The sequence below is a fragment of the Albidovulum aestuarii genome (genome assembly GCF_029961185.1).
In the GTDB taxonomy this organism is placed as follows: domain Bacteria; phylum Pseudomonadota; class Alphaproteobacteria; order Rhodobacterales; family Rhodobacteraceae; genus Albidovulum; species Albidovulum aestuarii.
The window spans coordinates 87,938-107,821 of sequence record NZ_JASBQQ010000007.1; the positions used below are offsets into that span (position 1 = coordinate 87,938).

The 19,884-nt window shown below is 61.3% G+C and carries 18 protein-coding genes; 4 read left to right on the plus strand and 14 right to left on the minus strand.

Annotated features, from left to right (window positions below):
• Nucleotides 1-11 precede the first annotated feature (11 nt).
• Genes idi through QKW60_RS15550 form a run of 3 tightly spaced genes read right to left on the minus strand, consistent with a single transcriptional unit; the run spans nt 12 to nt 1,585 of the window.
• On the minus strand, nt 12-539 hold the full coding sequence (gene idi / locus QKW60_RS15540; protein WP_282370036.1) for an isopentenyl-diphosphate Delta-isomerase: 528 nt from the start codon (nt 537-539) through the stop codon (nt 12-14).
• Nucleotides 536-1,051 carry a protein-export chaperone SecB gene (gene secB, locus QKW60_RS15545; RefSeq protein ID WP_282370038.1) on the minus strand — a complete coding sequence of 172 codons (516 nt, stop codon included), beginning with the start codon at nt 1,049-1,051 and terminating at the stop codon, nt 536-538. Before secB ends, idi begins: the two co-directional genes overlap by 4 nt.
• A gap of 57 nt (nt 1,052-1,108) precedes the next feature.
• Entirely contained in the window at nt 1,109-1,585 is a 477-nt protein-coding gene (locus QKW60_RS15550) for an FxsA family protein (RefSeq protein WP_282370039.1), read from the minus strand.
• 122 nt (nt 1,586-1,707) lie between these two features.
• Between QKW60_RS15550 and QKW60_RS15555 the strand changes: the two genes are divergently transcribed.
• The 3 genes from QKW60_RS15555 to QKW60_RS15565 are packed head-to-tail and all read left to right on the plus strand — an operon-like array spanning nt 1,708 to nt 3,862.
• On the plus strand, nt 1,708-2,364 hold the full coding sequence (locus QKW60_RS15555; protein WP_282370041.1) for a Tim44/TimA family putative adaptor protein: 657 nt from the start codon (nt 1,708-1,710) through the stop codon (nt 2,362-2,364).
• Nucleotides 2,364-3,284, plus strand: a complete 921-nt coding sequence (gene mltA / locus QKW60_RS15560; RefSeq protein ID WP_282370043.1) for a murein transglycosylase A — start codon at nt 2,364-2,366, stop codon at nt 3,282-3,284. Before QKW60_RS15555 ends, mltA begins: the two co-directional genes overlap by 1 nt.
• Nucleotides 3,281-3,862, plus strand: coding sequence for a Smr/MutS family protein (locus QKW60_RS15565; RefSeq protein ID WP_282370045.1), 582 nt, complete (start codon nt 3,281-3,283; stop codon nt 3,860-3,862). Before mltA ends, QKW60_RS15565 begins: the two co-directional genes overlap by 4 nt.
• Here QKW60_RS15565 and QKW60_RS15570 read toward each other — a convergent pair.
• From QKW60_RS15570 to hslV, 4 genes are read right to left on the minus strand one after another with little or no spacing between them, the layout of a single operon-like run.
• A complete protein-coding gene (locus tag QKW60_RS15570) occupies nt 3,859-4,980 on the minus strand; it encodes an alpha/beta hydrolase (RefSeq protein WP_282370047.1) in 1,122 nt (373 codons plus the stop codon). The two genes, QKW60_RS15565 and QKW60_RS15570, sit on opposite strands and share 4 nt — an antisense overlap.
• A 58-nt stretch (nt 4,981-5,038) precedes the next feature.
• A complete protein-coding gene (hslU, locus tag QKW60_RS15575; RefSeq protein WP_282370048.1) occupies nt 5,039-6,340 on the minus strand; it encodes an ATP-dependent protease ATPase subunit HslU in 1,302 nt (433 codons plus the stop codon).
• Nucleotides 6,337-7,428: a hypothetical protein gene (locus tag QKW60_RS15580; RefSeq protein ID WP_282370049.1), complete on the minus strand. Its 1,092-nt coding sequence runs from the start codon at nt 7,426-7,428 to the stop codon at nt 6,337-6,339. Before QKW60_RS15580 ends, hslU begins: the two co-directional genes overlap by 4 nt.
• On the minus strand, nt 7,421-7,978 hold the full coding sequence (gene hslV, locus QKW60_RS15585) for an ATP-dependent protease subunit HslV (protein ID WP_282370051.1): 558 nt from the start codon (nt 7,976-7,978) through the stop codon (nt 7,421-7,423). Before hslV ends, QKW60_RS15580 begins: the two co-directional genes overlap by 8 nt.
• A gap of 130 nt (nt 7,979-8,108) precedes the next feature.
• Here hslV and mtnA point away from each other — a divergent pair, with 130 nt between their 5' ends.
• Complete coding sequence (gene mtnA, locus QKW60_RS15590) at nt 8,109-9,185, plus strand: S-methyl-5-thioribose-1-phosphate isomerase (protein WP_282370053.1); 1,077 nt, start codon at nt 8,109-8,111, stop codon at nt 9,183-9,185.
• Nucleotides 9,186-9,275: 90 nt separating this feature from the next.
• On the opposite strand, the gene trxA is transcribed toward mtnA, so the two are convergent.
• The 7 genes from trxA to QKW60_RS15625 are packed head-to-tail and all read right to left on the minus strand — an operon-like array spanning nt 9,276 to nt 19,816.
• A complete protein-coding gene (trxA, locus tag QKW60_RS15595; protein ID WP_282370055.1) occupies nt 9,276-9,596 on the minus strand; it encodes a thioredoxin in 321 nt (106 codons plus the stop codon).
• A gap of 58 nt (nt 9,597-9,654) precedes the next feature.
• Nucleotides 9,655-13,032, minus strand: coding sequence for a double-strand break repair helicase AddA (gene addA / locus QKW60_RS15600; protein ID WP_282370057.1), 3,378 nt, complete (start codon nt 13,030-13,032; stop codon nt 9,655-9,657).
• On the minus strand, nt 13,029-15,974 hold the full coding sequence (gene addB / locus QKW60_RS15605; protein ID WP_282370061.1) for a double-strand break repair protein AddB: 2,946 nt from the start codon (nt 15,972-15,974) through the stop codon (nt 13,029-13,031). The genes addA and addB overlap by 4 nt, the downstream gene beginning before the upstream one ends.
• Nucleotides 15,967-16,665 carry a nucleotidyltransferase family protein gene (locus QKW60_RS15610; RefSeq protein ID WP_282370063.1) on the minus strand — a complete coding sequence of 233 codons (699 nt, stop codon included), beginning with the start codon at nt 16,663-16,665 and terminating at the stop codon, nt 15,967-15,969. Before QKW60_RS15610 ends, addB begins: the two co-directional genes overlap by 8 nt.
• Entirely contained in the window at nt 16,641-17,660 is a 1,020-nt protein-coding gene (locus tag QKW60_RS15615; protein WP_282370066.1) for an aminoglycoside phosphotransferase family protein, read from the minus strand. The genes QKW60_RS15610 and QKW60_RS15615 overlap by 25 nt, the downstream gene beginning before the upstream one ends.
• A complete protein-coding gene (tsaE, locus tag QKW60_RS15620; protein ID WP_282370067.1) occupies nt 17,657-18,172 on the minus strand; it encodes a tRNA (adenosine(37)-N6)-threonylcarbamoyltransferase complex ATPase subunit type 1 TsaE in 516 nt (171 codons plus the stop codon). The genes QKW60_RS15615 and tsaE overlap by 4 nt, the downstream gene beginning before the upstream one ends.
• A 48-nt stretch (nt 18,173-18,220) precedes the next feature.
• Complete coding sequence (locus QKW60_RS15625; protein ID WP_282370068.1) at nt 18,221-19,816, minus strand: PAS-domain containing protein; 1,596 nt, start codon at nt 19,814-19,816, stop codon at nt 18,221-18,223.
• Nucleotides 19,817-19,884 lie beyond the last annotated feature (68 nt).

Consider the following 19,884-nt stretch of genomic DNA (forward strand, 5'->3'; position numbering starts at 1 on the left):
CTGCCCTGAAATCAGACGCCGAATATCCGGGCGCGATGCTCGGCCAGATAGATGCGCAGCCATGGGGTAAACCGCGCGGGCTCCGCCACAACCTCCGAAATCAGATCCGACAGCGTCACCCAGCGCACGTCCATCACCTCATCGGGGTTCGGGACAACCGATAGCCCCCCGGGTGCGTAAGCGGTGAAGATATCCACCACTTCATGCTCGATCATGCCGCCGCCTACATCAGCGCGGTATTCGACCTGATCGGCGAAGACGGGATCGACATTTGTAATGCCAAGCTCCTCGGCCAGACGCCGCCGGGCGCAATCCTCGGCCGTTTCATCCCAATGGGGGTGGGTGCAGCAAGTATTCGCCCAAAGGCCGGGTGTATGATATTTGCCCATGGCCCGGCGTTGGATCAGCACCCTGTCGCCATCCATAAGAAAGACCGACACCGCCTTGTGGCGCAGGCCCTCGAGATGCGCGCCGATCTTGTCGAAGGGCGCAAGACGCCCCTCGACCCAGGCAGGGATCAGATCGGCCGACGCTGTCACGAAACCTGTTCGGCCGGCTTCTGCTCGGCTGCCCGACGGGCAAGCTCCTGCCGGTAAAGCGCCAGGAAATCGACCGTATCGATGTTCAGCGGCGCGAAACCGCCGTCACGGGTCACATCCGAGATGATGCGCCGCACGAATGGAAACACCATGCGCGGGCATTCGATCAGCAGGAATGGATGCAGCTGTTCTTCCGGTACGCCTTCGACATGGAAGATCGCGCCATAGTCCAGCTCCAGGAGAAAGAGCGGCGACTTGTCGGCCTTGTTGGCCGAGGTCACCTTGAACTTCGAGATGACCTCGTACTGGTGCTCAACGCCACGTTTGCGGGCATCGAGGCTGACCTGAACCTGGATATCGGGCTGGATATCGGCGCTGGAGACGCCTTTCTGCGCCACGATATTCTCGAATGACATATCGCGGATGAACTGCCCCAGCACGTTCATCTTCACCTGCGGCGCCTGCGCTGCCTGCGGCTGCTCCGGTGCAGCCCCGTTGCCGTTCTCGGCCATCTGGTCTCTCCCAAGGAAATCAAGTCGGCGCGGGTGTAGCACCTTGCAGGGACAGGCTCAATGCCGGGTCCAACCCGAAGGCGGGCGCGGGTCGTTGTCGGGATCGATTTCCACGAAATCTCCGTCTATGACATCCGGTCGGTGCTGCTCCCGCCGGGGCGGCATACCACCGACGTTAAAGCGCTCGACCCTTACGCGGCTCGCGAGATAGCGCAGGACCGATGACCGAACTGCCGGAACCAGCAGCAGAAGGCCGACCGTATCGGTAAAGAACCCGGGCGTCAGCAAAAGCGCCCCGGCAAAGAGGATCAGTGCACCATGGGCGATCGGTTCGGTCGGATCCCGCAACTCCTGCAATGACCCGCGCAACTGCGCAAGCGCCAGCGCGCCCTGCATCCGGACCAGCAGACTGCCCGCTACCGCAGTGGCCAGGACGATGGCGAGCGTCCACCACAGACCGATAAAACCTCCGACCTGAATGAAGAGCGCAATTTCGATCATCGGTACCGCGATGAACGCGATCAGAAGCCACATGGCGTGTCCTTTTCCTTTTCTGGCGCAGAGTGGACTTGACCCAACCCGTGACTTACATAAGTGGAGAACAACAAAGTTACCAACCCTGCCGTGAAAGCGCCTCGGCAAGAAAGGTCCGGCCGATGAATAACAATGTGATTTCTCTCCTGGTTCTGGCCGGGATCGCGATCTTCCTCATTCTCCGGCTGAAAAGCGTTCTCGGTACGCGCGAGGGGTTTGAAAAGCCACCCCTTCCAGCACCACAAACGGCCACCCGCAAGGGCAAGTTCGAGGTGATCGAGGGTGGTGTGGACCGCGATATTGCCGACCATGTGCCGGAAGACAGCGATGCTGCACGGGCGCTTGCCGCGATGAAGCAGGCAGAACCCAGCTTTTCCGTGTCAGAATTCCTGTCCGGCGCGCGCGGCGCTTACGAGATGATCCTGATGGCCTTTGAAAAGGGCGATCTGGGTAGCGTGAAACCCTTCATGTCGTCAGATGTTTACGAGACCCTTGAAGAGGTGGTCGAAGCCCGCAACGCGCGTGGCCTGACGGTTACGGCGGAATTCATGGGCATCCGCGAAGTCAGTCTTCAGGGTGCCGAGTTTGACCGGTCCTCTACGGAGGGTGAGGTCACCGTGCGCTTTGCGAGTGAGCTGATTTCCGCCGCGCGAGATGCCGCCGGTGAGGTCGTAGAGGGTAATCCGAACGAAGTGCGTCGCCAACGTGACGTCTGGACGTTTGCCCGCAAGATGGGGTCGAACGATCCCAACTGGCAGCTTGTCGCCACCGGCGAGTAATGCCGGCGGCGCGTCTTCTTGATTTCGGCGATCTTGCCGGTTGGGCCGCGGACGATCACGTCGCGGCCCTTTCTGCATACAGGGCGACCGTCGAATTGCTTGGACCGGATTGGCCCCGCCCTGACCGGGCACAGGCACGAAGTTTCTTTGAAGAGCATTTTGTTCCAATCGAAACCGGTGCGCCACCCGGTCTGATAACTGGTTACTACGAACCTGAAGTCGAAGGCAGCGGGATACTTACGCTGGGTTATGAGCATCCACTCTATGCTCCCCCACGCGATCTGCCCGCTGATCGCCCGTGGTTCAGTCGGGCGGAAATCGAGGATGGCAACCTTTTGACGGGAAACGAGCTTGTCTGGCTTGCCGACCCGGTCGAAGCATTCTTTGCGCAGGTCCAAGGCTCGGTCCGAGTGCGATTGGACGATGGCAGCATCCGGCGATACGGATATGTCGCCAAGAACGGTCACGAATACCGCTCCATCGGCAAGGAACTGACCCGGCGGGGCGTCGGTGAACCAGCCGGGATCACCGCAGACGGAATCCGCGGCTGGTGCCGGGCCAATCCCGAGGCCGTGCCAGATCTGCTGCGTCACAATCCTTCCTTTGTCTTCTTCCGGCATCTTGACCTTGATGCTGACACCGGCCCGATCGGGACAGCTGGCTGTCCAGTCACGCCGATGCGCAGCGTTGCGGTCGATCCCGATGTGATCCCGCTTGGCGCACCTGTCTGGGTCGAGGGCGGGCCGCTTGCAACCCTGATGATCGCGCAGGATACGGGCAGCGCTATCAAGGGCGCGCAGCGAGGCGACGTCTTTTGCGGGACGGGGAAGGATGCCGGGCACCGTGCGGGCGATATGCGGATTTCAGGCAGGTTAGTGACGCTTTTTCCGCGTAGTCTTGCCGAACGGATCGCGAAATGACGCGCCGCCGCCGTCCGCTCAGCCCAGAGGAAAAGGAACTTTGGGGCCGCGTCGCCGCATCGGCGCGGCCGATGCGTTCGATCCCAGTCAAACCGACCGAGGCAGCATCCAAGGCCCCACCTAAAAAGCCGCGTCCCACTCCAGCGGACTTTGATATTGGCGAGACCGCAAGGCCGCTGACGGCGGCGCATGACCTTGTTCCCGCACTGGAGGAGCGGCTTGCCGCCCAGCCCTTGCGCATGGACAGGCGCACTCATCAGCAGATGTTGCGCGGCAAGGTAAAGCCTGAGGCGCGGATCGACCTGCACGGCATGACAGTGGCCGAGGCGCATCCTGAGCTGATCCGGTTCATCCTGAACGCTCAGGGTTCGGGTAAGCGGATGGTCTTGGTGATCACCGGCAAGGGCAAGGTAAAGGACGATCATGGGCCGATTCCGCAGCGGATGGGCGTATTGCGCCACCAATTGCCCAACTGGCTAAGCCAGCCGCCCCTTGGCGCCGTGGTCCTGCAGGTGGCACCGGCCCATCTGAAACACGGTGGCGGCGGCGCGTTCTATGTCTATCTTAGGCGCGGCTAGGGCTGTGCGCCCGAGATCGCGGTGACTGGCAGCAAGATGATCTGTGTCGCGTTTTGCACGGTCAACACCGCACCCGGCAACAGACCTGGTCGACCGGTGCGGTCGGTCGCCAATGCAGTATCGACATCGGCGATCCGGCTTAGGATTGCCAGAAGCGCCGGCGAGTTGCCGGGATTGAAGTGTCCGCCGCCTTCGGAAAACGCTGTTGTGTCCAGGAGCGTGACATCGAGGTCGGCCACTTCGCTGACATCGGTGACATTCCCCAGCCGGTCCTGCTGACCCGTCAGTCGCGCGGATAGCGCCAGCGCCCGATCCTTCTTCGAGGTGAAGATCAGGAAGGGCTGTGGCAGCCCTCCCATCCGGGTCGCCTGTGCGCGAAACACTTCGACATCTATGTCAGGTGATACAAGAACCACGCCCTCAATCCGTTTGCGGACTTTTTCATTGCCGCCGATGGCAATCTGTCGAAGCGTTTCCATCGTCAGGGCGGAGCCCATCGAATGGGCGACGATCAGTACGCGTTCCGCCCCCGCCGCCACGACCTCGTTCAGCAGATCCTCCAACCCGTCACGCGCGAATAGCGCGCTGTCGCGGTCGTAGGCATAGCCAAGCGGATGGGCGCGGGAGGGCCAGGAATAGTTGACGAGAACTCCGCCGAGATCGAGATCATGTCCAAGCTGAGCCAGCCGATATGCGCCTTCGGCAAAGGTGTTGTTGAAACCGTGCACAAAGAGCGTCACCTCACGCTCACCACGCCGCTCCTGCTTTAAAGTGCGCGCAAGATCGGTGCGGAAATCCGTATTGTCGGCGTACTTTTGAAAATTGGTCGCAAGGAAGTCTATCTTCGGGTCGGGCGCGGCCCGCTCCGGCGTCCAGTGGATCTGGCCGGCCGTCCGGTCCGGTGGTATTGCCACATCGAGCCGGACGAAGCGCGTGGTGCCGCTGCGCCCGCGGTCGAACTCCGCGCCGGTTTCTGGGTTTGGTCCCCGCGTCGTGCCGACAAAAACAGTCTCTATTTCACCGGTTTTTGCGGCATCGGGCACCAGAATGACCCGCCCACGCGTTTCGCAGGCTGCCAGCGTCAGGACGATCAGAAATCCGGTGAGTATCCGCGACATGCCAAGCCCCTGCCTCTTGCCTTCGCAATACAGCACGGGGGTCGGCCGTACCAGAGGATCAGAGGACGTACCGGCTGAGATCGGTCGAACGGGACAGATCGCCGAGGTTCTTTTCAACGAAAGCGCCATCGACGATCACGGCTTCACCCGCCCGGTCGGGCGCGGTGAAGCTAAGCTCCTCAAACACCCTCTCCATCACCGTGTACAGCCGCCGGGCCCCAATATTCTCAACGCTGCGATTGACTTCGGCGGCGATATGGGCGAGCGCGGCAATGCCGTCCTCGGTGAAGGAAACATTGACCTCTTCCGTGCCCATCAGCGCGGTGTATTGCAGCGTCAGCGCATTGTCCGTCTCGGTCAGGATGCGGACGAAATCCTCTTCGGTCAGCGCGCGCAACTCCACCCGGATCGGCAGACGGCCCTGCAATTCGGGCAAAAGGTCCGACGGTTTGGCGATGTGGAACGCGCCCGAGGCGATGAAGAGGATGTGGTCGGTCTTCACCGCCCCATATTTCGTCGAAACCGTGGTGCCCTCGATCAGCGGCAGCAGGTCGCGTTGAACGCCTTCGCGGCTGACATCGGCGCCGCGCGTCTCAGCCCGTGCGCAAACCTTGTCGATCTCATCGAGAAAGACGATGCCATTTTCCTGCACCGAATCCAGCGCCGCAGCTTTGACCGCCTCGTCATCCAGCAGCTTGTCGGCCTCTTCCGAAATCAGCGCGTCATAACTTTCGGCGACCGTCATCTTCTTGCGGACCTTGCGCCCGCCAAAGGCTTTGCCGAATATCTCGCCGAGATTCATCATCCCCATGCCCTGTTGTCCCGGCAGGTCCATCATCGGCATCTGCGGCGCGGCTTCGGCCACTTCCAGCTCGATGACCGTATTGTCGAGTTCGCCCTTCTTCAGACGGGTCCGGAACATCTCGCGGGTCTGCTCGCGGGCGTCAGTGCCGGCGATGGCCTCGATCACGCGATCCTCGGCTGCCTGATGGGCGCGCGCCTTGACCTCTTCCCGCATCCGTTCGCGGGTCTCGATCATCGCCGTGTCCATCAGGTCGCGGATGATCTGTTCGACATCGCGGCCGACATAGCCAACCTCGGTGAATTTCGTGGCCTCGACTTTCAGGAACGGCGCCTTGGCCAGCTTCGCCAGGCGCCGCGATATCTCGGTCTTGCCGACCCCCGTGGGGCCGATCATCAGGATGTTCTTTGGATAGACCTCTTCGCGCAGGTCATCCGGCAGTTGCTTCCTGCGCCAACGGTTGCGCAGGGCCACGGCGACGGCGCGCTTGGCGTCCTTCTGGCCGATGATGAACCGGTCAAGCTCGGATACGATTTCGCGGGGGGTCAGATTGGTCATTTGCTCTCCGAATAGGGCGGAAGCCGGTCCTTGCCGGGGAAGTTTGGCAAAGCGCGCATGAGGCCTGCGCGCATCTGCACCCACCAGGTGCCAAGGACGGTGAAAAACGTGCCGAGGATGATCAGGATCTTGGCCCAGTCCATCGCCCCAGCATAGCCGTCGCCGGTAACGGCCCAGTAGATCACCGCGCCGATATAGGCGATACCGGCGGTCAGCATCGACCGGCGGTCGATGATCAAAGCGATCAGGGCGAAGATCATAAGGGCCACGGTCGTCGGCAGGATCGCCGCAGAACCACCCCCGCCGTAAAGGTTGCCCGCGATGGAATTCACAAGCGCGGCCCCGGCCAGAAGGTGCAGCCAGAAGGCGGTTGCCGAATGCCGCCCGATCCGGTGCGGGTCCTGCATGTCGAACCACATCGCCCCGGCAAAGGCGCCGATGCCGAAGACGAGGGATGCCAGCGTCAGATTGGCGCGTGGCGCGAAACTGCGGGCCCAGCTGTCGATATCGTCGATTGTGCCGCCCGGATTGTAGCGGGTGAACAGCGCATAGGTCGCCAGAAGCGCGAAGATGCCGAAGACGAACATCGAAAACGGCAGCCGGAACTGTTTGAACCAGACCAGAACCGCCCCCGCCGTCAGCGCGGCTGAGAGGAAAGCGATGCCCTTCAGCCCCATATCCATCTGGCTGATTACGGTGAAGAACGAGACGTAAAGCCCAGTAGCATAGGCGCTGACCAGCACCATGGACGGCAGGTTCATCCGCCGTTTCAGCGTGAAATAGCCCGCGAGCGCCCATGCCGTGATGGCAATGATCGCGGGGATCAGGATCAGGATGAACACGCCGCCGAGAACGCCCAGAAGGATCGCGAGACCCGCCAAAAGGATCGCAAGACCGGTGGCGATGAAGATCTCGGCAAAGCCCCGGAAGAACTCAAAGGGCTCATCCTCGGCCGGAAGGGTGGCGCGTTTACCTGCCCGGCCATGCACCAGCGCGGTCAGCCCGGCCGCCTGCGCCTCGGTCACAAGACCAGCAGCGACCGCAGCGCGTAGGTCGGCCGGGCCGAAGGTCTTGGCCTCATCAACCACGGACCGTCTCCACCGTCAGGTTGCCGTTGGTGTAGACGCAGATATCGGCGGCGATGGCCATGGCCTTGCGGGCGACATCCTCGGCGGACAGATCAGTTTCCATCAGCCCCCGCGCGGCGGCGAGCGCGAAATTTCCGCCCGAACCAATGGCGGCGACGTCATGTTCGGGTTCCAGCACGTCACCCGCGCCGGTCACGACCAGCAGTGTGGTGCCATCGGTGACGATCAGCATCGCCTCCAGCTTTTGCAGGTATTTGTCGGTCCGCCAGTCCTTGGCAAGCTCCACGCAGGCGCGGGTCAGTTGGCCAGGCGCGGCTTCCAGCTTTTTCTCCAGCCGTTCCAGCAATGTAAAGGCATCCGCTGTCGATCCGGCAAAGCCGCAGACCACGTCACGCCCGCCGGGCGAAAGCCGCCGCACCTTGCGGGCAGTGCCCTTGATCACGGTTTGGCCAAGGCTGACCTGCCCGTCGCCCGCCACCACGACCTCACCGCCACGCCGCACGCCGATGATCGTCGTGCCGTGCCAGCCGGGGAAACTGTCGTCTGCCATGGAAACCTCCAACTCGTCGCGACCCGAGATATGGCGGCATTCGCTGCCGCGCAACCCAGTCCGCGTGCTTTCACTTGCAGGCCGCGCACCTGCGCCTATCCTAAGTACTGGCCGGATCAGGAGAAAGAACATGAAAGTTGACGGCAAAGCCTATCGCACGATCTGGCCCGATTCCGACGGAGAATCGGTCATCATCCTCGACCAGACGCTCTTTCCGCACCGGTTTGAGACGGCGCGGCTGACGGTGGTCGAGGATGCGGCCCGTGCGATTTCCGATATGCTCGTGCGCGGCGCGCCACTCATCGGCGCCACTGCGGCCTATGGGATGGTACTGGCGATGCGGTCCGATGCCTCCGATGCGGCGCTTCGTGCGGCCTATGAGCAACTGCACGCCACCCGCCCCACCGCGATCAACCTGCGCTGGGCGCTTGACCGTATGGAGGCGGTTTTGCGCCCGCTGCCGCATGGCGACCGCGCCGGGGCGGCGTGGGAGGAGGCCGCGCGGGTCTGCGATGAGGATGTCGGGATCAACTCGGCCATCGGTGATAACGGCCTTGCGATCATCCGCGATGTCGCCGCGAAGAAGGGTGGCTCACCGGTCAACATCCTCACCCATTGCAATGCTGGCTGGCTGGCGACCGTCGATTGGGGCACCGCCACCGCGCCGATCTACAAGGCGCATGATGCCGGTATCCCGGTCCATGTCTGGGTCGATGAAACCCGCCCCCGCAATCAGGGCGCATTTCTGACCGCCTGGGAACTGGGCCGTCACGGCGTGCCGCACACGGTTATCGTCGACAATGCGGGCGGGCATCTGATGCAGCACGGGCAGGTCGATATGGTGATCACCGGGACCGACCGGACCACCGCGCGGGGCGATGTCTGCAACAAGATCGGCACCTATCTGAAGGCTTTGGCGGCGCAGGATAACGGCGTGCCGTTCTATGTGGCGCTGCCCACACCCACCATCGACCACCGGGTGTCGGACGGCGTCGCCGAGATCCCGATCGAGGACCGTTCGGGCGATGAGGTCCGCTTCATATCGGGCCGTTCGGGGGGTGGGATCACGCAGGTCGATCTGCTGCCCCCCGCCTCTGCTGTCGCCAATCCGAGCTTCGACGTGACGCCCGCCCGGCTGGTCACGGCGCTGATCACCGAGAAAGGCGTGATCCCGGCGACGGAGGGGGCGATTGCCGGTTTGAGGTGACGGTCCTTTAAAAGTAAGGTGGGTTTAAACCCACCGTACGAAAGAAAAAGAGCGCCCGAAGGCGCCCTCTCCTACTTGCGGTTGTCCAGTTCAGATCGCCGATTCAATCCAGCTTTGCAGCGCGGCCTTGGGCGCGGCGCCGACCTTGTTCGACACGATCTGCCCGTCCTTGAACATGAACAGCGCCGGGATGCCGCGCACGCCCATCTGGGCGGGCGAATCGGGGTTTTCGTCCACGTTCACCTTCACGATCTTGACCTTGCCTTCATAGGCCTCGGACAGTTCCTCCAGAGCTGGGCCGATCTGCTTGCAGGGGCCGCACCATTCGGCCCAGAAATCTACGACGACGGGGATAGCGGACTGACGGACTTCGGTGTCAAAGGTGGCGTCGGTGACGGCGACGGTGGCCATGGTGGTTCTCCAATTCGGGAATGCGTTGGGCAGAAGGTAGGCCCGGCTATGGGGCGCGTCAAGGGATGGTGGTCCGGGCAAGGGCTCCCCTCACGATATCGGGATCGAGCGACATGAGTTGGCCCGTTCGTGTCCAAAGGATCGCGGTTTCTATCCGTCGGTCCGGATAAATCTCGGCCAGCATCGCGGCATAGGCCCCCATCTGACGCAGGATGCCTTCCGGTACATCCTGCGGACCATCCGGCACGATAGCGTTGGATTTGTAGTCAATGGCCAGCACCATGTCCGGCCTAACCATGAGACGGTCGATTGTTCCACGCAGTCTGCGCCCGCCAAGGGCCGGAACACAGGCCGTCAGCTCTGCTTCGGCAAGCGTCCCTTCGGCGAATATGCGGTCCATTTCCGGAGACGCGATGACCGATCGCGCCTCGGCAAGAATAGACTCAATTTCACCTGAAAGAGGTGTTTCGTCGCCAGAGTTAATGAGTGCATGGGCAATCGCCGACCATTCCTGCTCGGGCCAAAGCGGCAGGTGCTCCAGCAACCGATGCAGCCAGACCCCGCGTTGCTTGGCGACGTCTTCGTCCAGGCCTGCCTCGCCGGGCAGGGCCTTTGCCCCGCCAAGTCCGGAAGGCGAAAGCGTTTCGCGTGTGCCCTGAATGGCAGGTGCGCGTTCCGTCACCCAGGCTGGCAATGTTGGCAGACCGGGCCGCGACACGGTCCGGGCGGCGCTCGCCTCCGGCCAAACCCCGAAGGAATGTCGGAGCACCGATCCGGACGGCGCGTCAACACCGTCAGGTTTCACAGCCCCGGATTTCTTCATCGCATCGGCGACAAGACCATACCAACTGTCCGCGCCCTGCCCGACATCGCCTGCCGCGCAGACGATCAGCCACACTTCGGCGCGCGTCATTGCGACATAGAGAAGACGCATCCGCTCTTCCCTTTGACGCTCCAGTGCGGCGGCAATTTCGCGTGCTATCGGCGGAGGGCTTTCGTCGGTCTTTGTCCTCCAGACCGGGATGCCATCGATCTGCAGGATCTCGTCCCGGATTCTCTCGGTCGGCTTGGCGGTGTCGGGCAAGATGACGATTGGTGACTCAAGCCCCTTTGCCCCATGTACGGTCATGACCCGGATTGCTTTCGACGCGGTATCGAGCTGGCGCTTTACTTCGACGTCTTCAGTTTCCATCCAGACGAGAAATCCCGTCAGGCTGGGTACCTCGACTTGTTCGAAAGCGAGCGCCTGGGCCAAAAGCGCATCTATGCCGTCCTCGGCCTCCGGTCCCAGCCGCGCAAGCAGCTTTCGTCGTCCATCATGTCGCGTGAGCATGCGTTCGATAAGGTCGAAGGGGCGCAGAAAGTCAGCCTGATCACGCAGGTCGCTAAGAACGGCCGCAGTTTCAGGAAAGTCTCCGGCCCGCTCGCGCAGCGCCGACCATAGGTAGGCATCGCCGCGCCCGTACGCCAGATCGAATAGCTGGCTCTCACTCCACCCGAAAAGCGGCGAGCGGAGCGCGGCGGCAAGCGCCAGATCGTCTTCGGGTGTGGCCAGAAAACCAAGAAGCGCCGCAAGGTCCTTGACCGCAAGCTCCCCACCGATTTTCAGCCGATCCGCTCCGGCGATATCCAGCCCGGCCGCTTTGCAGGCACGGATGATTTCATGGAATAGCTCGGACCGCCGCTGGACCAGGATCAGGAAGTCGCCTTCATGCACCCGGCGCGGTCCGTCTTTCGTATCGATTTGCGTGCCTGTATCGATGAGCCTGCGGATTTCGCCTGCAATCTGACGGGCGAGGACAACCGTATGGTGGTCGTCCGGAAGGATGTCTGTAGGATCGAACCATTCCTTTTCATCGGGCTTGGACACGGGCGCCACCACCGGCCAGAGATCGACACGGCCGGGCAGGTCATTTTTGAAGGCGATGTGTTTGAACGCGCCGCCAAGGCCGCGATTGATGCGTTCATCAAAGGTCAGATCAACAATGTTCAGGATCGCAGTTGACGACCGGAAAGAATGCAGCAGTTCCAGTTCGTGGAACGAAATCGAAGCGGCTTTGTGTTTTTCGGTGAAGTGGCGTTTCATGTCGTCAAAGGCCGTCAGATCTGCACCCTGGAAGGAATAGATCGACTGCTTCTTGTCGCCGACGACAAAGATCGTCCTGACTGCGTCCCGCGCGCCCTCGCCTGACGTAAATTCCTCAGCCAGACGTTCGATCACCTGCCATTGGCTAGGGCTGGTGTCCTGGGCTTCATCGACAAGGATGTGGTCAATGCCGCCATCGAGTCGGAACAGCACCCAAGCCGCGACGGAACGATCTGACAGAAGCGTGGCGGCCCGCGCGATCAGGTCATCGAAGTCAAGCCAGCCACCTTGTGCCTTGCGTTGCACGTAACGCGGCAGGAAGGCAGCAGCAAAGCGGTGCAAGGCATGCGTTCTTTCGGCGGCGGCGAGAGCGATCCGTCTGTTGCGCGCCGCCTCGACCCGCAGCATCAGCGCCTCTAGCGCGGGCATGAGCGGCGCGGCCGAGCCTTCTCGCAGGCTCTTGGTCGGGAACGCGCCGGTCTTGGCGGTAAACGGTCCCGCCTTCGCGGCTCCTTTCCCGTGCAGAAGAACCCGCTCAAGCCCTTCGATCGCCGGGACATCGGGCGAATCGAGCGAAAGGGCCCGCAGCTTTTCCGCAGCCTCCGAATCCCGCGTGCCGCTGCCGAGAAGCAGCGGGATGAGGTCCGCGATAAGCTCCGCTTCGCCACCCATGAACGTGGACGCCACAAGGTCTGCGGCCTCGTATCCCTCCGCAAGGTCGAACATGGCAAGCACCGTGTTGCGATTCGGATCGCGGGGAAAATCGAGACTATTCCGGCACAAATCGCCCAAGAACCGCGACAGATCCTCGCCAGAGACGAAGCCAGCGATGGCGTCGAACGCCGCAGTATCCGTGCCCGCCGCCAATTCTTCGACGATCTCCTCTCGCATGAGCCGCGCCGCTCGGTCGTCCATTTCGCGGAAATCTGGCGAGACGCGGGCCTCCAGTGGGAAGCGGCGCAGGAGCGACGCGCAGAAGGAGTGAATGGTCTGGATCTTCAGCCCGCCGGGCGTTTCGATCGCGCGTGCGAAAAGGCGGCGCGCGCGCGCCAGGGTGGGGCGGTCTACGGTTTCCACCCCCAACTCCAGCAGAGCGTCGCGCAGACGCGCCTCGGGCAGCATCGCCCATTTGCCAAGCCGGTCAAAGAGCCGGTTCTGCATTTCGCTGGCGGCCGCCTTGGTATAGGTGAGGCAAAGTATCTTTTGTGGTTCAGTACCACCCATCAGCAGGCGCGCCACCCGATCAACGAGCACCCGGGTCTTGCCGGACCCGGCATTGGCCGAAAGCCATGTTGACTGGCTGGGATCAGCGGCGCGGACCTGCGCCTCGGTGGCATCGTTCCGCATCATCCCACATTCTCCGGGACGGGCGCATCGCTCATCTGCCATTCACCGAAACGGGCGAGATGGTCATAGTCGCCCGGGCGCCTCGATTCAAATACCGCTCGGCGGGAGATGAAACCGGTTTCGCGTTTCAGGTAAGCGGCAATGAGTTTGCCGAGGCGATCCCATTCGGCCTCCATCAATCCCTCCTCCATCAGACCGGGCCGTTCGCCGCCTTCTCCGCCGAGGTGGATATAGGTCGTACCAGCGACTTCGCGGGGCCCAAGTTCAGCAAAGCCGCCGCGCTCTGCCATTGCCGCTTCGAGGATCAACTGCTTTTCGAATGCTTTCTGTTTTTTGTCGCTTGGCGGAATCCCTGTCTTGTAGTCGTAAATATGCACGCGACCGTCGTTCAGAAGGTCGATCCTATCCGGCCGGGCCGTAACCGTGAACAAGCCGTTTTCCAGCGTAACAGACCCTGTTTTTTCGATTATAAACGGATCACCCACCGCTTGCCGGCTGTTTTCCGTCGCAACAAAGCTGTCGGCAATGCGGGTCAGTCTGGCGAGCCACAATCGCCGGGCACTTGGCCAGGCGATTTCAGCATCCAGCACCGATTCCGCCAGTTCCAGAAGTCGTTTGTGCGCGGAGTTTTCGCTTTCGCCTTGGGGTCGCGTTTTGATGAAGGTCTCGACCAGTTTGTGCAGCACCTTTCCCCGAAGTCGGGCATCCGGTGTCGGTCGCAAGGGCTCAAGCGGCCTTAAACGCAGAATGGAGCGGGCGTAGATCGCGTAGGGATCCCGGATCAAACGCTCGATGCCAGTGACCGGCAGTTCGCGCGGTCGGGCTGCAACCGGCGGTCGCGGCGCAGGACGTTGCGCGGGCGCCGTTCGGTCCACCAACTCCGCAGCCGCGGCAAGGTCCAGCCAGGATTTCCCGCGATCCCGCATCAAACGCAGAGCCGTCGGGCCCTGCTGGTCGGGCAGACCCTCCAACAAGTTCGTCAGCCGAGCAAGCCAGCGGGACGGAACGGTTTCGGCCTCGGAATCCCGGATCGCGCGGGTAAAGATGACTTCGGGGGCGGCGGCCGCTTGTTGGAAGTCATGTGCGGACAGTCCTATCTGACGTTCGGGCAGCAGCAATCCGGTCTTGAATCGCATCTGACGCGAGAGCCATGGATCAGGTGCAGGCGTGGCGGGCCAGACACCATCGTTCAGACCCGAGAGGATAACGAGGTCGGCACCCTGCACGCGCGCTTCAAGCGTACCCCAGATTGCGATCAGCGGATGGGCTGCCTCTGAACGACGGACGCTGCCATTGGCCAGAAGTGTAGACACGAGATTGGCATAGTCGACAGGACGCAGCTTACCGCCATGATCGGCCTCACGGCGAAGGTCTTCCATCGTCCGCAGACAAAGCTCGCCGGCCTCCTGACGCCACATCTCACTGTCGTTAACATCGCCACCGGGACCTGCGGCGAGCGTACAGGTTGTTGCAAGATGCATCTCCAGCAACGTCGATACGGTATCTTCCTGAACGGCCTCTACCCCGGCGATAACTGCCGCAACCCATTGGGCCCAAACAGCGCGCTCAGCATCACCACCGGTCCTTGCCCAAGCCGTCAGGTCCTCGCCGGTAGGAAAAGGGGGACCCTTGCGCCGCAGTTTCAGCTCCAGGTCGCGTGTGAAGCGCAGGTGGTTTCCGCGATCCCCGGCGCCAGTGGCCGCCAGCGGGTGTTTGAGAAGGATCAGCAGCGCCTCGGACGTCAGCTTCCGTCCAAGTAACGCAGCGGTATGCCGCAAAAGTCGCCCGGGTGCAGTCTGGACCAATGGCTGACCCGCGCTGTCGTCCGGCCGGATTCCCCATCGGTCTAGCGCCGCTGAAACACGTCTGGTCAGATTGCGATCCGGTGTGATGAGCGCTGCACGCCGCCCGTCTTCGGCCGCTTTACGCAGGCAGAGGGCGATCGCAGTGGCTTCGGCCCTTTCACTGGGCGCTTCGATAAGTGTCAGGTGATCAGTTGCCGGAGAAAGTAGTCCAAGAGTTGCCCCTTCCGTCATCCATTGGTCTGTCACCGGAGCAGGGCGCAGCGCCAGTGACAGCAGGCGATTGCGCGAGGGATCCGGTGCCTTGTTTTCCTGCCAGGCAGGAATGTCAGCGGGCTTCAGCTGCAAAGACTGCATCAGGGGCCAGAAACGATACTGAGGGTGGTCCTCTGCCGGAAATTGACCGGAACAGAGACTGTTCCAGGCAAATTCTGGCATTCCGAAATCGAAACCCGGCAGCACGACGGCCCCTTGTGGCAATCGGGCGACCGCTTGAAGAAATATCTGGGTTGCGCCACGTGAACCGGTGGAGCCCGCGACGATCACGGGGTCGGCGGGCGGCGCGTCATGCCAATGCTTGACCAAAGCCTCTATTACCTTGCGCTGGCGCGCGGACGAATCCGGAGCAGCATCCGCTTCGAAATAGCGGGCAACGATACGGATAAACGCGAGGCTGCGTTCCCAGTGTGCCGCGTGATTTTCGGCCAGATCCGAAGCCTCAAGCGCTTTTGGCGCGACGCCTTCGCTCTGCATCTCGTCCATAAGGCGGGCCAGACTGTCCGCCAGATCATAGATGGCAGTACCCGGCGCAAAGTCGCCTTGCTGGGCAACGAGACCCCCGACAAGCTGTGCAAGCTCCAGGCGTCTACGCAGTGGCGGCACTGAAGGCGGAAGGCCAGCCAACGGATCCTGCCCGAGATCGGTGATAAGCCGAAGGCGTGGCAACAGGCACGCGCCATGCGCGTCAAAAGCTTGCCGGACGGATCGCAGCATACGGGAGGTGTTGAGATATAGCGTCACCCTGGGCAAGGTCTCGGGCGGGTATCCGGCAAGGCGGTCCATCAGGCCGGACACGAGCGCACCGGGAACGTCGGCCCCGGGCGGCAGAGCAAAAACGCGCGGCTTCTGGAGTGCTTCAAACATCGGCAGCCCCGGCGATCAGCGCCTCCGCCAGCGGAATAGAGTCCGACCGTCCGACATCGCACCAGCCCCCGCTATGTACGCAACCAAAAAGCCGCCCGTCGGCAAGGATGCGATCCCAAAGGACGTTTAGAGAAAACGCACGGTCGGACACGTTCTCGATCCCTTCAGGATTGATAATCTGTGCGCCGGTATAGACATAGTCCTTACCTCTCCTGATCCGGCCGGACTGATCCAGATCGAAATCGCCGCTCCCGGAATGGCCTGTTGCGCGGGCCTTGGGAACGAGAAGCAACAGCGCACTCATGGTGTTTGGGTCCCACCGTGATCGCAACTCGGAAAGCGCGTTAGTTCCGGTCCAGACGGCGTCGGTATTGAGGGTATAAACCGGTCCCGGCCCAAGCAGGTTGAGGGCCTTTCTCAACCCTCCGCCGGTTTCAAGCAGCGCGTCCGTTTCGTCCGAGAACGAGATATTTTGCCGATCTGAAAGGTGCGATCGTATCTGTTCGGGGTAGTAGTGAAGATTTGCGGTGACATGTCTGATTCCTGCCTGGTCGGCCAGGGTCAGCGCATGGTCAATAAGGGCCTTGTCGCCGACCTCAATCAACGGTTTCGGCCTCTGGGACGTAAGTACCCCCATCCGGGTACCGAGTCCTGCGGCAAAGAGCATCAGGGCGTCGGGTACTGGCCGCATTGGTCCTTTATCCTTCTGATCCGGTCTGGTGTTGGTTCCGGCAATCCGTCCTGAACGGCCACGCGAAGGGGCTGCAGGGCGGGATGGGCGAGGTTGCGTTCCAGATAGCGCCAAACCCGGGGCAGATAGTCCAGATAGTGTGCTTTGCCGAAATGCAGGCAGAGGCGGGCAAAGATGCCGACGATGCGCAGGGCGCGTTGGGCGCCGAGAAGGGCATAGATCGGCCCGAAATCTGCTGCATCTGTTCCGGTATGGTCAAGGTAGCATTGGATTGCTTCCGCTTCGGTCGCTTCTGACACGTCGCGCCGGGCGTCTTGCAGAAGTGAGACCAGATCATAGGCCGGATGAGCTGTAACGGCGTCCTGAAAATCCAGAAGGCCGACACGTGCAGTGCCTGTCCGGGTTGGCAACCATATCAGATTCTCGGCATGAAAGTCGCGCAGGCTGGTGACCATTCGCTCGCTTGCTAAGGTGCCGTAAAGCTCCGCGATGATGTCCGGCAGCATATCTGCGCAACCGACGGATTCCATACCGATCCCGGGCAAATACCACCGCGGAGTCAGCGAGACGAGCTCGGAAAGACCGGTGGCGCCAAGCGGCGTCAGAAAGGATGGGGGAGACTGATTGTGAAGGTCGGCGAGAAAATCGACGGCTGCCCGGTAGAGCGGGATTTCCAGATCATGTGATTGCAACATGAGCCGGGCGAACAGGTCATCGCCGAGATCTTCGAGGAGTACCAGGCCAGCGGCATGGTTTTTGTCTAAGATGTCGGGTGCCGAATAACCGTTCGAGCGTAACCAGCTCGCCATACGCGTGAACCGTTGCGTGTCCTCGCCACGGTCTGGTGGCGCGTCCATAAGGACCGCGCGTTCACCATTCAGGACCAGCCGTTCATAGCGTCGTTCGGAGGCGTCCCCGGCCAGAACGGTTCTTTGTGCATCCCCCCATCCGGCGCTTTCGAGAAAGCCTTTGATCAGCTCGGATCGGTCGTTCATTCCAGATTGGCCTGAATTGTTGTGAGCAGGGCGAAAACCGGGGCCCATCGGGGGCTGGAAGCGGAAAAAGTCGCCACTCGGCTATTCTCTCCTTTGCCCGCTGCAATCTCCAGCGACAACGCGCTCCTTGGCTGCTCGGGGCCCAGTCTATCAGGCCATTCAACCAGGCAAATTGCGGTTTCGAACGCGTCACCCAATCCAAGCTCCATCACACCGTCTGGGTTCGTTACGCGATAGAGATCGGCATGCCAGATTTCGACGTTGTTCAGATCGTAAATCTGAACGAGCGTGAAGGTCGGTGAAGGGACTTCCTCCATCCTGCCTTCTGATCTCAGACGGCTTTGGATCAGAGTACGACAAAAATGCGTTTTCCCCGCACCAATCGGGCCACTGATCAATAAGGTGTCGCCGATCGTAAGCATCTCAGAGATCCGGGATGCTATGTGCGTCGTTGCCTCTTCGGTAGGCAGAGTTAGCTGGATTTTGTAGCTGTGCTGCGCGGCATGAGTCATGCAGCGACTTTTATCCTCAGGATGGCGGTTCGCAAGACTATTGCGTCATCAAGCACGAACCTGAGACTGCGACACGGAAGAACAACCATCACGCTGCGCGGCCGGGTTGCTTGCGTCCGTCAGACGCTCGAAGCCGATCAGCGTCGTACCTCCGGGCAAGGGTGCAATTCGACAACTAAGTGTCTCGCCGGTATGTAAGATTACATCACTACTCCATTCGACACGCTCGCCGAAGCTGCCAACGAAATCTCGGATATCGCCCCAAATTGGCGTTGCATTTGTTGCGGTTTGCCAGACCCGAATGGAATCCAGAATTGTAACGGTTCCAAGCGTCACACTGGGTTCCACGCCCCATAGCTGGTCATACCGGGCATTTGACAGGATCAGTTCACCTGCAGGCGAAAACACCGCGATGGCTTCGTTGAGTGTATCGACAACCGATTGCCCAAGCTCGATCTCTGAGCGGAAATGCCGGGCCAACGAGATCTCAGCGCTGATGTCCTCAAACAGAAACGCAACTGCACCGTCGGGATGTGGCCTTCCGGTGACCCGGTAGGTTTGACCAGAGGTTAGCGTCCAGGTTTCCTGATAGAGGTCTGACGCTGCGGCTTTCTCAAGCTCGGACATCGCTGCCCGCCAGGATCTGTAGTCTTTGGGTTCAGGAATGACCTGCGTCTCGCGAAGCCGGTCGAGAAACGAAAATAGCGTTGGCCGTGCCGACAAAAAGTCAGCCCCGACCGACGTCAGATCGACCAAAGCCGGATTGAAGAGTGCAAGTTGCCGCTGCCGATCGAATATCGCCAGGCCGATGGGCAGGTGCGCGAAGGTCTTGGTGAGTGTTTGGACAAAATCACGAAGCGATGTCTCCGCCTTGACCACAGCATCGGCCGGGATGGCAAAGTGCAGGCTGCCTGAACGGGCCGGAAGGCGATGACATTCATACCACCGGGCAGGACCGTTGGCGGACCTGTGCAGCACCTGCCGTCGGACATCGGCTCCGGTGCCGGCGGGTCTGCTGGGAAAGATTGCGGGGATTGGCCAGGTCAGGTCGTCCGGGTCGATATCAGTTTGGTCGGATGCGCAGTTCAGATAAGCACTGTTGGCCCAAGTGATCGTGCCCTCGTTGTCTTGCCGCCACGCGACAATTGGTGCAGCCTCGATTGTTTCGCGCAATGCCGTGATTTCTTCCTCCTGAGAACGCTGACTTAACGTGTCTATCAAGACGGCCTGGCCTTCGGCCTGAAGGTCGGTGATGGTCAAACGAACCATATCTCCGACGAGTTCCGCGTGTAGTTGAATGTCGCGACCCGCCTTTCCAGTAAGGGTGATTTCCCCTCGTTCCTGCAGGAGGGCGATTTCCGCCTCAAAACCGCTTATGCGTTCTGACAGGTAGTTGGTAATGCGGTTCCACGGTGATCCTGTGCCCGGGATCGTTTTCAAAAGCGTCTTGGCAGGACCTGTCGCGTCCAGAAGCTCACGATCGTCAAATAAAAAGATTGCTTGTTCCAGATGGCTCGGCACAAGCTGAGCCGTTCTTTTGCGCGCCGTCGATGGCGGAAATGCCGAGAGCATCAGGAGTGCCGTTACCGCCGCCACAAAGGAAGTCGCGACAATGCCCAGCGCGAGCGTGATTGGAACAAGCATATCGAACCCGTTTCCCAGAAGGAGTCTGCGCTCCCTGGCGAACAGAGTTCTTCTTCAGGATTAACAAC